The sequence below is a fragment of the Micromonospora chaiyaphumensis genome (assembly GCF_900091435.1).
Taxonomy (GTDB): Bacteria; Actinomycetota; Actinomycetes; order Mycobacteriales; family Micromonosporaceae; genus Micromonospora; species Micromonospora chaiyaphumensis.
The window spans coordinates 291,940-304,013 of sequence record NZ_FMCS01000002.1 but is presented as its reverse complement, the minus strand read 5'-3'; the positions used below and the strand labels follow the sequence as shown (position 1 = coordinate 304,013).

General features: G+C 73.4%; 13 protein-coding genes. 9 read left to right on the top strand and 4 right to left on the bottom strand.

Going from position 1 to position 12,074, the window contains the following annotated elements; translation table 11 throughout:
* The first annotated feature begins 38 nt into the window (after positions 1–38).
* Positions 39–719 carry a DUF4272 domain-containing protein gene (locus tag GA0070214_RS07155; RefSeq protein WP_091260508.1) on the top strand — a complete coding sequence of 227 codons (681 nt, stop codon included), beginning with the start codon at positions 39–41 and terminating at the stop codon, positions 717–719.
* Positions 720–729: 10 nt separating this feature from the next.
* Here the strand turns inward: GA0070214_RS07155 and GA0070214_RS07150 are convergent, their stop codons facing one another.
* Positions 730–1,587: a putative RNA methyltransferase gene (locus GA0070214_RS07150; protein ID WP_091260506.1), complete on the bottom strand. Its 858-nt coding sequence runs from the start codon at positions 1,585–1,587 to the stop codon at positions 730–732.
* Position 1,588: 1 nt separating this feature from the next.
* Complete coding sequence (locus GA0070214_RS07145; RefSeq protein WP_091260504.1) at positions 1,589–2,065, bottom strand: MarR family winged helix-turn-helix transcriptional regulator; 477 nt, start codon at positions 2,063–2,065, stop codon at positions 1,589–1,591.
* A 57-nt stretch (positions 2,066–2,122) separates the two neighbouring features.
* Between GA0070214_RS07145 and yczE the strand changes: the two genes are divergently transcribed.
* From yczE to GA0070214_RS07125, 4 genes are read left to right on the top strand one after another with little or no spacing between them, the layout of a single operon-like run.
* Entirely contained in the window at positions 2,123–2,752 is a 630-nt protein-coding gene (gene yczE / locus GA0070214_RS07140) for a membrane protein YczE (RefSeq protein ID WP_091260502.1), read from the top strand.
* Positions 2,740–3,312, top strand: coding sequence for an NADPH-dependent FMN reductase (locus GA0070214_RS07135; protein ID WP_091260500.1), 573 nt, complete (start codon positions 2,740–2,742; stop codon positions 3,310–3,312). Before yczE ends, GA0070214_RS07135 begins: the two co-directional genes overlap by 13 nt.
* Positions 3,309–3,722 (top strand): PPOX class F420-dependent oxidoreductase, encoded by a 414-nt coding sequence (locus GA0070214_RS07130; protein ID WP_091260498.1) that lies wholly within the window; start codon positions 3,309–3,311, stop codon positions 3,720–3,722. Before GA0070214_RS07135 ends, GA0070214_RS07130 begins: the two co-directional genes overlap by 4 nt.
* A 51-nt stretch (positions 3,723–3,773) precedes the next feature.
* On the top strand, positions 3,774–4,847 hold the full coding sequence (locus GA0070214_RS07125; protein WP_091260496.1) for an adenosine deaminase: 1,074 nt from the start codon (positions 3,774–3,776) through the stop codon (positions 4,845–4,847).
* On the opposite strand, the gene GA0070214_RS07120 is transcribed toward GA0070214_RS07125, so the two are convergent.
* Complete coding sequence (locus tag GA0070214_RS07120; protein WP_244167588.1) at positions 4,848–5,303, bottom strand: ATP-binding protein; 456 nt, start codon at positions 5,301–5,303, stop codon at positions 4,848–4,850.
* A 342-nt stretch (positions 5,304–5,645) separates the two neighbouring features.
* Between GA0070214_RS07120 and GA0070214_RS07115 the strand changes: the two genes are divergently transcribed.
* The 4 genes from GA0070214_RS07115 to GA0070214_RS07100 all read left to right on the top strand — a co-directional run bounded on the left by GA0070214_RS07115 (position 5,646) and on the right by GA0070214_RS07100 (position 10,728).
* Positions 5,646–9,254 carry a sensor histidine kinase gene (locus GA0070214_RS07115; RefSeq protein WP_091260492.1) on the top strand — a complete coding sequence of 1,203 codons (3,609 nt, stop codon included), beginning with the start codon at positions 5,646–5,648 and terminating at the stop codon, positions 9,252–9,254.
* Positions 9,251–9,655 (top strand): roadblock/LC7 domain-containing protein, encoded by a 405-nt coding sequence (locus tag GA0070214_RS07110; RefSeq protein WP_013283992.1) that lies wholly within the window; start codon positions 9,251–9,253, stop codon positions 9,653–9,655. Before GA0070214_RS07115 ends, GA0070214_RS07110 begins: the two co-directional genes overlap by 4 nt.
* Before the next feature lie 100 nt (positions 9,656–9,755).
* Positions 9,756–10,133, top strand: coding sequence for a DUF742 domain-containing protein (locus GA0070214_RS07105; RefSeq protein ID WP_091261430.1), 378 nt, complete (start codon positions 9,756–9,758; stop codon positions 10,131–10,133).
* 1 nt (position 10,134) lies between these two features.
* Positions 10,135–10,728 (top strand): GTP-binding protein, encoded by a 594-nt coding sequence (locus tag GA0070214_RS07100; RefSeq protein ID WP_091260490.1) that lies wholly within the window; start codon positions 10,135–10,137, stop codon positions 10,726–10,728.
* 119 nt (positions 10,729–10,847) lie between these two features.
* Here GA0070214_RS07100 and GA0070214_RS07095 read toward each other — a convergent pair whose 3' ends face one another.
* Positions 10,848–12,071, bottom strand: coding sequence for an ABC transporter substrate-binding protein (locus tag GA0070214_RS07095; protein WP_091260488.1), 1,224 nt, complete (start codon positions 12,069–12,071; stop codon positions 10,848–10,850).
* Between the last annotated feature and the right edge of the window lie 3 nt (positions 12,072–12,074).

Below are 12,074 nucleotides of genomic sequence, written 5' to 3'. Positions count from 1 at the left end.
CGGCGATGAGCCGTTGTGAGCAGACAGGGACCTGAGCCGTGCGCGTATCCGCCCCCGATCCCCGGGCCGTTCGTGAGGCGAGCCTCGACGAGCTGTCCCGGCTGGGCCTCCCGCTGCCGCCCCCGCAGTTCCCGCTCGTGTGGGAGCCGGGAGACGAGATCGAGCTGCGGCCCACCCCGGAGATCGAGGCCCGCATCGCGGTGCTGCACCTGATCCTGGCCCGCTGCTTCGGGATGCCGGCGCAGGCGGCGATGAGCTGGCTGCTGGAGTCGCATCTGGTCGAGATGGTGACCCCGCCGGAGTGGCAGTTCGTGATGGGCGGCAAGGGCGACCACCGGTCGTTCGTGCTGCACCACGACGCGCTCTTCTCCCTGGCCTGGGTGCTGGGGCTGGCCAAGGAGCTGGACCCGACGGTGCCGGTGGACGAGCGGCTGGTCGAGCGGATGCCGAACCTGGTGGCCGGGGAGACCTTCGGCCAGTGGCGGGCCCGGATCCTGGCCGCCCCGCAACACCCGGCCGACGCGGCCGCCCTGCTCGACCTGCACTACTGCCTGGACTGGGCGTACCTGGAGGCGGAGGAGGCCGGCCTGGCACTGCCGGGGCTGGTGGACGCGAACGCCATCGGGCAGCGCCGGTGGGCGCTGGAGTGGGCGGTGGTGCTGCGCGGGCCGTACCACGACGAGCCGCCGGGCTGGGAAGAGGTCGACCTGTCCACCTGACCGACGGTGGTCAGCGGGGCCGGTGCACGGTGAGCCGGACGGCGAGCGTCACGGGCACGGGTTCGGGCAGCGCGGTGATCCGCTCGGCGAGCCGGGCCGGGTCGGCGTGCCAGGCGCTCGGACCCATCCCGACCAGGGTGGCCACCTCGGTGCGGCTGAGCTCCAGCCGGGCCCGGTGCTCGGTGGTCGACTCCTCGGTGAAGTGCGCGCTCAGGCTGCCGGCGACCCGGTCGGCCTTGGCCGGGTCCACCCGGAGCAGGTCGAGCGTGTCGACCAGCTCGGCGAGGTGGTCCGCGGCCGGGGTGACCACCAGCAGCGCGCCCGCCGGGTCGAGCACCCGGTGGAACTCGGCGCCGTTGCGCGGCGCGAAGACGTTCAGCAGCACCGTGGCGGAGCGGTCGGCCAGGGGCAGCCGCTGCCAGGTGTCGGCCAGCGCCGCGGCCGCGCGGGGATGGATCCGGGCCGCCCGGCGCAGGGCCGGCTTGGCGACGTCGAGGGCCAGGCCGACCGCGTCCGGCAGCGCCGCCAGCACCGCCGCGAGGTACCAGCCGGTCCCGGCGCCGGCGTCCACCACCAGGGGGTACGCCTCGTCGGCGCCGTCCGCGATCTCCCGGGCCGTCGCGCCCAGTGCGGCCGCCACGGTGGCGTAGTGGCCGGCGGCCAGGAAGTCGGCCCGGGCCGCGACCATCTCGGCGGTGTCCCCGGTGTGCGGGGCGCGGCCGGCGAGCAGGTTGACGTACCCCTGGCGGGCGACGTCGAAGCTGTGCCGGCGCGGGCAGCGCAGCGCCCGGGCGGTGCCGGCGGTGGTCTCGGCCAGCGCCTCGCCGCAGACCGGGCAGCGCAGCCGGGCCAGGATGCGGTCGTCCACGTCAGCCCTCCGTCGCGGTCGGGCGGCCGGACAGGCGGTCGACCACCCGCTGGGTCAGGGCGGCAAGCGCGTCGATCTCCTCCGGAGTCAGCAGGTCGATGAGGTGCCGGCGGACCGCGGCGACGTGGCCCGGGGCGGCGGCCTCGATGGCCGCCCGGCCGGCCGGGGTCAGCACCACGATGGAGCCCCGGCCGTCCGAGGGGTGCTCCTCCCGGGTGACCAGGCCGCGCTGCTGCATCCGCGCCAGGTGGTGGGACAGCCGGCTGCGCGACCAGAGCATCCGGTCGGCCAGCTCGCTGAGCCGCAGCCGCTGGTCGGGTGTCTCGGAGAGGTCGGAGAGCACGTCGTAGTCCGGCTCGGAGAGGCCGGCGTCCTGCATCAGCTCCCGGGCCAGCTCCAGGTCGAGCAGGCGGCGCATCCGGCGGTAGCCGCGCCAGGCCCGGGCCTCGCGCGCGTCCAGCCAGCGTGGTGCGTCCATGCGCCGAGCCTAACCGATTGGTTGACATGTCATCAAACTCGGCCTACGGTTGATGACATGTCAACCACATTGCCGGGGCGGCTGGTGCGGCTCCTCGCCGGCCTGTCCCTCTTCGGCGCCAGCGTGGCGCTGATGGTCCGGGCCGATCTCGGCCTGTCCTCCTGGGACGTGCTGCACCAGGGCCTCGCCGCCCGGACCGGCCTGCCGCTCGGGTGGATCGTCAACGGCGTGGCGCTGCTGGTCCTGCTGCTCTGGTTCCCGCTGCGCCAGCGACCGGGCGTGGGGACGGTGGCCAACGTCGCGCTGGTCGGCCTGGCGCTCGACGCGGTGCTGGCGGTGCTGCCCCCGCTGTCCGCGCTTCCCGCCCGGATCGGCCTGCTGCTCCTCGGCGTGCTGCTCAACGGGGTGGCCACCGGCCTCTATCTCGGTGCCCGCCTCGGGCCCGGGCCCCGGGACGGCCTGATGACCGGCCTCGCCGCACGCGGCCTGCCCGTCGGCCGCGTGCGCACCCTCATCGAGCTGGCGGTGCTCGCCCTCGGCTGGCTGCTCGGCGGCACGGTCGGTCCCGGCACCCTGCTGTACGCGCTGGCCATCGGGCCGCTCGCCCAGTTCCTCATCCCCCGACTCGCCGTGCCGGTCCCCGGCCGGCCCGCCCCGACAGGAGTGACCCCGCCATGCCCCGCCTGAACGTGATCGTCGCCAGCACCCGACCCGGCCGGGTGGGCCGGCGCATCGGCGACTGGTTCGCCGAGGCGGCCGTCCGCCACGGCGCCTTCGACGAGGTGCACCTCGTGGACCTCGCCGAGGTCGGGCTGCCGTTCCACGACGAGCCGCACCACCCCGCCGACGGGGTCTACCTGCACGAGCACACCCGGACCTGGAGCGCGACCACCGCCGCGGCGGACGCCTTCGTCCTGGTCATGCCGGAGTACAACTACGGCTTCAGCGCCCCGCTGAAGAACGCGATCGACTACCTCTACCACGAGTGGCAGCACAAGCCTGTGGGCTTCGTCAGCTACGGCATGACGTCCGGCGGTCTGCGGGCGGTTCAGATGCTCAAGCAGGTGGTGACCACGTTGAACATGGTGCCGGTCAACGACGCGGTGGCGATCTTCCTGCGGCAGGCGCTGGACGACGCCGGCGAACTGCGGCCCGATCCCGGGCGGGAGGAGGCGGCGGACCGGATGCTCGACCAGGTCGCCCGGCTGGCCGTGGCGCTCGCTCCCCTGCGGGCGGTGGCGGCGTGACCGCCCGGCTCTGGGAGCTGTTCGGCGAGCGGGGGCGCGGGGTGCTGGTCACGCTGCGCCGCGACGGCCGGCCGCAGCTCTCCAACCTCGACTACCTGGCCGAGCCGGGGCTGATCCGCTGCTCCACCACCGGCGACCGGGCGAAGGTGCGCAACCTCCGGCGCGACCCGCGCGCCAGCTTCCACGTCACCACGGCCGACGGCGGGGCGTACGCGGTGGCCGAGGGGCACGTGACCCTCACCCCGCCGGCCGCCGCGGCCGACGACGCGACGGTCGAGGAGCTAATCGAGGTCTACCGTCGGATCCGGGGCGAGCACCCGGACTGGGCGGACTACCGGGCCGCCATGGTGGCTGACGGCCGGGTCGTGCTCCGCCTCACGGTCGAGCGGGTGTACGGCTGGCGGCCGTGAGCCGGCCCGGTCCGGTGCCGCACCCCGGCGACCGGTGACTAGGGTCGGTGCATGGCAATCTCGTACGAGGACATCGTCAAGGTCCCGAAGGCGCTGCTGCACGACCACCTCGACGGCGGTCTGCGGCCCGCGACGATCGTCGAGCTGGCCGCCGAGGCCGGCCACGAGCTGCCCGCCACCGACCCGGAGGCGCTCGGCCGCTGGTTCGCCGAGGCGGCGAACTCCGGTTCGCTGGAGCGCTACCTGGAGACCTTCGCGCACACCGTGGCGGTCATGCAGACCGCGCCCGCGCTGCGCCGGGTGGCCCGCGAGTGCGCGCTCGACCTCGCCGCCGACGGCGTGGTCTACGCCGAGGTCCGGTTCGCCCCCGAGCAGCACCTGGAGCAGAACCTGACCCTGGACGAGGTGGTCGACGCGGTGGTCACCGGCTTCCGGGAGGGCAGCGCCCTGGCCGCCGAGGCGGGAAACCCGATCCGGGTCGGCACGCTGCTCACCGCCATGCGGCACGCGGCCCGCTCCCAGGAGATCGCCGAACTGGCCGTGCGGCACCGGGACACCGGGGTGGTCGGCTTCGACATCGCCGGCGCGGAGGCCGGTTTCCCGCCGACCCGGCACCTGGACGCCTTCGAGTACCTCCAGCGGGAGAACTTCCACTTCACCATCCACGCCGGCGAGGCGTTCGGGCTGCCGTCGATCTGGCAGGCGATCCAGTGGTGCGGCGCTGACCGGCTCGGGCACGGCGTCCGGATCGTGGACGACATCACCCCCGGCAACCCGCCGGTGCTGGGCCGGCTGGCCGCGTACGTGCGGGACAAGCGCATCCCGCTGGAGCTGTGCCCCTCGTCCAACGTCCAGACCGGGGCAGCCGCGTCGATCGCCGACCACCCGATCGGGCTGCTGCGGGACCTGCGCTTCCGGGTGACGGTCAACACCGACAACCGGCTCATGAGCGGCACCTCGATGTCGCGGGAGATGGCCCTGCTGGTGGACGCCTTCGGCTACGGCTGGAAGGAACTCCAGTGGTTCACCATCAACGCGATGAAGAGCGCCTTCATCCCGTTCGACGAGCGCCTGAAGATCATCGACGAAGTGATCAAGCCGGCGTACGCCAAGCTGATCGGCTGATCACGGCCGGTGCGGGTGGCCGGCGAGCAGGGCGGCCACCCGGCGCAGCACCTGCCCGGCCCGGGCCGCCTCGGCGCCCAGCCCGGTCTGGCGGCGCAGCACCGCCGGCTCCGCCCGCAGCAGCGCCACCCCGCGCCGGATCAGCACCCGGGGCGCCTTGCGCTGCTCGGCCAGGTCGCGTGCGAGCCGGCGGACGAAGGTCGCGCCGCGGGGGCGGCGCAGCGCGTACGCCCCGGCGAGCAGGCCCCGGCGCCGGCACTCCGCGACGATCTCGGCGGCGAAGATCCCTTCGGCGACGAAAAGTGGCGATCCGTCGACATCGAATGGCCGGGTGGCCACCCGACGGTCCGCGCCGATCGCATAAACCGGCACTTCGGCCTTGCCGTCCCGGGCCAGTCGGGCGATGGTTTCCACCGCTGTGTCCGCGTCCCAGGACAGCGGGGACTCCCAGTCCACCGCTCCGTTCCGGCGCGGCAACGTAGGGTCATCGCCGTCCTTGTAGAAGTCGTCGAGGCAGAGGACAGGAAGTCCGGTTCGATGGGCTATATACGACTTTCCGGAGCCGGAGGGCCCGGCAAGCAGGACGACGCGGTGCGGGTGTTCCATTACCTTGAGTGACTCCGGCCAGACGGATTGCTATCAAATTGCATCAACATCTCATCACACCTCCGGCGAGGGACAACCTGGGCTTTCTCTTTGCGGGACGGCGTGATGGAATCTCGGAGGTCCGACCCGCCGGGTCGGTCGCTCGGCGTTGCCCACAGGTGACGCCGGACGCGGTAATGCGAGGGCGGTGACGTGAGCAAACGGCCAACGACGGCGGGCTCCTTCCTGTCGCGTCTGAGCCGGCCGGCCAGCCGGCTCCGCGACATGCCGATCTGGTCCAAGCTCGGCCTGATCATGATCGTGCCGACCATCGCGACAGTCGTGGTCGGCACCAGCGGTCTGGTCGACCACCTGGAGACGCTCAACAATGCCAACCGGGCCGGTGACCTGTCGAACCTGATCTCCTACTCGGGCGACCTGGCCGACACGCTCCAGGACGAGCGGGTCAACTCGGTGCTCTTCCTCGGTGCGAAGGGAGTGCAGACACGGGCGCAGTACCAGGAGGCCTACAACCGGGCCAACCAGCGGGTCGACCAGGCGAAGGCGCCCTACTCCCGGCAGCGCCTGGCGATCGACGACCTGCCGCGCACGTTCGAGGCCCGGCTGAAGGTCGTCGACCAGGGGCTGGCCGACCTGCCGGGCACCCGGAGCCAGGTCTACAACGGCAAGCTGACCAGTGCCGACGCCCAGCGGTCCTACGAGGCACTGATCAGTGACCTGCTGGCCATCCGCGACTCGGCCATCCAGCTCGCCGGCGACAACGACCTGAGCGACCGGATGCGCGCCGCGGCCGCGGTCGCCCGGCAGAAGGAATTCCTGGCCCAGCGCCGGGTGATCGTCCACGAGGCGCTGAACGCGGCGCAGCTCACCCCGAACCTGCGTGAGCAGTTCATCGCCAGCCGCACGGGCCAGACGCAGGCGTTCCAGAACTTCAAGGCGGTCGCCAACCAGGCCGACTCCGAGTTCTTCGACCAGACCGTCAGCGGCTCGGACCTGCGCAAGGCCGAGCGTTACACCACCGCTGTCCAGGCGAACACCTCCGGCGACCTGTCGAAACCGCCGTTCACGACGGACGACTGGGACGCCACCATGGTGAACTACGCCAAGCTGATCCGGACGGTCGAGGACCGGCTGGACGCCAACGTGGTGCGTCAGGCCGACGAGCTGCGGTCGGACACCCAGCGCCAGGTGTTCCTGGAGACCGGCCTGCTGCTGAGCATGCTGCTGCTGGCCATCCTCTTCGCCTACCTGGTCGCCCGATCCATGGCCCGCTCGCTGCGCGACCTGCGCCAGGGCGCCCTCTCGGTGGCCCAGTACGGCCTGCCGCAGGCGGTCGCCCGGCTGCGCGACCCGCAGGTCACCGGGCAGCTCTCCCCGGTGCAGCTGGCCAACCAGATCGCCGAGCCGCTGCCGGTCCGCAGCAAGGACGAGTTCGGTCAGGTGACCGAGGCGTTCAACGCCGTCCACCTGGAGGCGGTCCGGACCGCGGCCGAGCAGGCCGCCCTGCGGGCCTCCGTCGCGACCATGTTCGTCAACCTGGCCCGCCGGTCGCAGATCCTGGTCGACCGGCTGATCGGCCACCTCGACCGGCTGGAGCGCGGCGAGGAGGACCCGGACCGGCTGGCCGAGCTGTTCCAGCTCGACCACCTGGCCACCCGGATGCGCCGCAACGACGAGAACCTCCTGGTTCTCGCCGGCGCGGACTCCACCCGCGTGCAGCGCGAGCCGGCCGCCCTGATCGACGTGCTCCGCGCCGCGCAGTCCGAGGTCGAGCACTACACGCGGATCGAGTTCGGCGTGATCGACCGGGACATCGAGGTCGCCGCGCACGCGGTCAACGACCTCGTGCACCTGGTCGCCGAGCTGTTCGACAACGCCACCGCCTTCTCCCCGCCGGACTCGCACGTCATGGTGGAGGCCCGGCGGGTGGGCGACCGCGCCTCGCTCTACGTCGAGGACCGGGGCATCGGTATCAGCCACGAGCAGCTCCGCGAGCTGAACGAGCGGCTGGCCACGCCGCCGCAGGTGGACGTGGCGGTCTCCCGGATGATGGGTCTGGTCGTGGTCGCCCGGCTGGCCTCCCGGCACGGCGTCAAGGTCGAGCTGCGGCCCGGCGCCGACCGGGGCACGGTCGCGGACGTCACGCTGCCCACCTCGGTCCTGGTGCCGCGTGCCCTCGCCGGCCGCGGCCAGCCTGCACCGGCCCTCCCGGCCGCCGGTGGCCCGCTGCAGGGCGGTCTCGCCCCGACCTTCGGTGGCCCGCAGCAGGGCGGTCCCGCCCCGGCCTTCGGTGCCCTGGCCGCCCTCGGCAACGGCCCGCACACCCCGCCGCCGGCTCCGCACCCCGGTGCCTCCGGCAACCAGGTCACCCTGGGCGGGCGGTCCTTCGACCCGGCGTCGCGCAACGGCTCCGGCACCCCGGCCAACGCGGGCGGGGGCCGCTCCATGCCGGCCTGGTCCGACCTGACCGGCGCCGGGGCCCTGGCTGGCGGCGACGGCTTCACCCCGCGCAGCTCGAACGGCCAGCCGATCGACCCGCTGCCCCAGCGGCGCAACCCCGCCGAGGCCGACCCGGCCTCCACGGGCCAGCAGCCGGCCATCCCGCGGCAGCTGCCGAGCAGCCCGGAGGTCGGGCCGTACAACCCGCCGCCGGTCTCCGCCCCGCCGGTCCCGCCGGTCTCGGGTGTCCCGGTCTCCGGTCACCCGGTCTCGGGCTACCCGGTCTCCGGCTCGCCGGCCCAGGGCTACCCGGTCTCCGGCGCTCCGGCCCAGGGCTACCCGGTCTCCGGCGCCCCGGCGTCCGGTTACCCCGTGTCGGGGGTGCCCGCCTCCGGTCAGCCCGTGTCGGCGTCGCCGGCCGCGGGTTACCCGGTCTCGGTGCCTCCGGTGAACCAGGTGCCGCCGCGTCCCGCCCCGCCGGCTCCCGCGCCGCAGGTCGGTGCCCCGCCGGCCTGGCCGCCGGTGGCCACGCCCGACCAGGCCGCGGCCCCGGCGGTGCCCGAGCGGCTCGCCGCCGGCCTGGACATGACCACCGAGCTGCCCCGGGTGACCCGCCCGGAGACGCCGGCGGTCAACCCGCCCGCGCCGGTCCCCGCGCCACGGGCGGCCACCCCGCAGCAGCCGGGCAACCGCCAGCGGTACGCGGACGAGACGATGGAGCTGCCGATCTTCCGGGAGCTCGAGTCGGCCTGGTTCCGCACCAGCCGGCCGGCGCCCAAGGAGGAGGCGGCCGCTGCGGAGCCCACGGCGGCCAACGGCGCCGCGACCCAGCAGTTCGCCAAGGTCGACACCGCCGGTCGGGCCGTCCAGCAGACACCACCCGGGACGACAGGTAACACACCGATGGCACACCCTCCGACGGCCGGCGGAGCGCCGCGCGACAACGGCTCGGCGAACGGGAGTGCCCGTTCCGGTTACGCCGGTGCGCTGCCGACCCGGCAGCCCGCCGCGCCGCCGCAGCCTGGTTGGCAGACCGCGGCCGACGACGGTTGGCGGGCCGCCTCCGCGGCCACCGAGGTCCCGGTCGAGGAGACCACCCAGAAGGGCCTGCCGAAGCGGACGCCGATGGCGCAGCTCGTGCCCGGTGGCATCGAGAAGCCGTCCACGTCGGTGCAGCGCCGCACGCCGGAGGGCGTACGGGGTCTGCTCTCGGCCTACCATCGGGGCGTGCAGCGGGGGCGCAGCAACCCGACCGACAGCAACTCCACCGGCCCGGAGGGGACTCCGGGCGGGCAGCAGCAGTCCTCGCAGTCTGGCTCAGGCCCAGTGGCCGGGAGCGGGCAGAAGGAGCAACAAGGATGACAACTACGCAGGATCTCGGATGGCTGTTGGCCAACTTCGCCGACCGGGTGCCCGGTGTGGCGCACGCGGTCGCCGTCTCCGCCGACGGCCTGCTCCTCGCTTCGTCCCGTGATCTCCCTCGGGACCGCGCGGACCAGTTGGCGGCGATCGCGTCCGGCCTGGTCAGCCTGACCCAGGGCGCGGCCCGCTGCTTCGAGGGCGGGGCGGTGCTGCAGACCGTCGTCGAGATGGACAACGGCTTCCTGTTCCTGATGTCCATCTCGGACGGCTCGTCCTTCGCCGTGCTCGCCGCGCGCAGCTGCGACGTCGGGCAGGTCGGTTACGAGATGGCCCTGCTCGTCGACCGGGTGGGCGACGCTCTGACCCCGCAGCCACGCACGGCTGTCGGGATGATGGGCTGAACGACGCGCTGACCGGTGGGTCAGGAGCGGCAACAACTACGACAAGGACGAATGCCACCGGGGCGAGCCGGTGCCGGGTACGAAGGAGGTGAGCGGCGACATGGTTGATCGTGACGAACCGACCGGAGCGTTGGTCCGTCCGTACGCCGTGACCCGCGGTCGTACCCGCCCCCGGCTCGAGATCGCCCTGGAGGCGCTCGTCGAGACGACGGTGCGCGGCCGGTCGGTTGCCACTGGCAACGGTGGCCAGGGCCGTGAGCACCAGTACATCGCCGCGCTGTGTGACGGACGTGTGCAGTCGCTCGCCGAGATCGCGGCGCGGATGCAGCTTCCGCTCGGCGTGGCCCGGGTGCTCATCGCCGACATGGCGACGGACGGCCTGGTCGCGGTCCACGAGCCGACCATTTTGGACGACTCCGACGACGCGGTGGGCACTGAACTGCTGGAGAGGGTGCTGAGTGGACTTCGCAGGCTCTGACATGTCGCACCGGCCGCCGGCCCCGAGCGGGCGCGTGACGTCGGCGAAGATCGTTATTGCCGGTGGATTCGGCGTCGGCAAGACGACGCTGGTCGGCTCGGTCTCGGAGATCACGCCGCTGACCACCGAGGCGATCATGACCTCCGCCGGCGTGGGCGTCGACGACACCCGGCAGGTGCCGGGCAAGACGACGACCACGGTGGCGATGGACTTCGGTCGTATCTCGATCGACCGCGATCTGATCCTGTACCTGTTCGGTACGCCGGGTCAGACCCGGTTCTGGTTCATGTGGGACGAACTGGTCCGGGGCGCGATCGGCGCCGTCGTGCTTGTCGACACCCGTCGACTGGCCGACTGCTTCGCGGCCATCGACTTCTTCGAGCACCGGCGGCTGCCGTACCTGGTGGCCATCAACTGCTTCGACGGGATGCAGTACCACGACCCGCAGGACGTCCGGGACGCGCTCGCGATCTCCTCGGACGTGCCGGTGGTGGCCTGCGACGCCCGTAACCGGGAGTCGACGAAGCACGTGCTGATCTCGCTGGTCGAGTACGTGCTCACCATGCGGCGCTCGCGGGCCGTCGCCCCCGCCTGACCCGGTGACGAAGCGCCCGGCGGCCATCGGCCACCGGGCGCTTCTCGCTGTCCCCCGCTCGGTACGCTGCGCGCCAGGCCGGTGACCGTCCCATCGGGACGGTCACCGGCCTGGCGCGGTCAGCCGTACAGCTGCCAGCTGCCCTGTGCGACCACGTAGGCGGCGAGCGAATCGGGCTCCATGCCGCCGTGCCGGGTCTCGGTGAAGGCGTACCCGCCGGCGATGCCCTCGGCCACCTGCGTCTGCAGGAAGGCTCGCAACCGTCCACGGTCGAGGCTGGTGGCGAGCCGGACCGACTCCGCCACGAGCTGGAGCGCGTCCGAGGCGTACGGGGCGAAGGTGTCGGAGCGGCCGTACCGCTGGGCGTAACGGTCGTTGAAGTTCCGCCGCTCCAGATCCGCGGTGCTCGTGGCCGTCAGCGCGGAGGCGCCCAGGCCGGCCGGATGCACGGCGTACGCCCCCTCGACCGCGGCGGCGTTGGCGGCGCTGAGGGTGTCCGCGGTGACCGCGCCGGCGTCGAAGAAGATCGGCCCGTCGTAGTCGGCCCGGCGCAGTTCCCGGGCCGCCACACCGGAGTCCGGTGCGGCGCCCCAGACGATGACCCCGTCCGGCTCGACGGCGGCGATCCGCCGAGCGGCGCCGGCGAAGCTCCGACCGGTGGCGGGCAGCCGGACCGTGCGGACCAGGTCCACGTCGGTGCCGTGCAGCGCCGTACGCACCGCGCGCACCCCGGAGTCGCCGTGCAGCCCGTCGGCGGCCAGCAGGGCGACCTGCCGTACCCGCTGGGCCCCGATCAGGTCCGCCAGCCGGCGGGCCACGTCGATGGCGTCCGGGGTGACCTGGAAGCTGAAGGTGCGCTCGGCGAGCGGCAGCACGACGCCGTCCCCGAGACCCAGCGAGAGGAAGGGGGTCTTGACCTTCTGGGCCGCCTTCGCGAGGGCCACCGACGTCTCGGCCAGGGTGCCACCGATCAGGGCCTGCGCGCCCGCCCGGGTCAGCTCGGCGGCCTGACGGGCCGCCTCCCCGGGGTTGCTGCGGTTGTCCCGGATCTCCAGGCGGACCGACCGCCGGAGGTTGCCCACCGGAATGCCGACCCCGTTCAGCGCCTCCGCGGTGATTTCGAGGGCGCGCTGCTGCGGCACGCCGAGCGCGGCGCCCCGGCCGGTCAGTTCCAGGCTGGCGCCGACGACGAGGTCCTGGTTGCCGGGGGCGCTACTGGCCGAGGAGTCGTCGTCCGGTCGCTCGCCCGGCTGCCCGCAGCCGGCGAGCAGCAGGCTGGCGGCCGCCGCGGCGAGGACCCCCCGCCGGGTGAGCACAGAGGAGTCGATTGCCGGTGTCGCCATTGG

What these genes read in the sequence shown, in the direction of transcription:
- GA0070214_RS07145 (WP_091260504.1), bottom strand. Translation starts at nt 2,065, where the DNA reads ATGGACGCACCACGCTGGCTGGACGCGCGCGAGGCCCGGGCCTGGCGC.
- yczE (WP_091260502.1), top strand. Translation starts at nt 2,123, where the DNA reads ATGTCAACCACATTGCCGGGGCGGCTGGTGCGGCTCCTCGCCGGCCTG.
- GA0070214_RS07135 (WP_091260500.1), top strand. Translation starts at nt 2,740, where the DNA reads ATGCCCCGCCTGAACGTGATCGTCGCCAGCACCCGACCCGGCCGGGTG.
- GA0070214_RS07125 (WP_091260496.1), top strand. Translation starts at nt 3,774, where the DNA reads ATGGCAATCTCGTACGAGGACATCGTCAAGGTCCCGAAGGCGCTGCTG.
- GA0070214_RS07110 (WP_013283992.1), top strand. Translation starts at nt 9,251, where the DNA reads ATGACAACTACGCAGGATCTCGGATGGCTGTTGGCCAACTTCGCCGAC.
- GA0070214_RS07105 (WP_091261430.1), top strand. Translation starts at nt 9,756, where the DNA reads ATGGTTGATCGTGACGAACCGACCGGAGCGTTGGTCCGTCCGTACGCC.
- GA0070214_RS07100 (WP_091260490.1), top strand. Translation starts at nt 10,135, where the DNA reads ATGTCGCACCGGCCGCCGGCCCCGAGCGGGCGCGTGACGTCGGCGAAG.
- GA0070214_RS07095 (WP_091260488.1), bottom strand. Translation starts at nt 12,071, where the DNA reads ATGGCGACACCGGCAATCGACTCCTCTGTGCTCACCCGGCGGGGGGTC.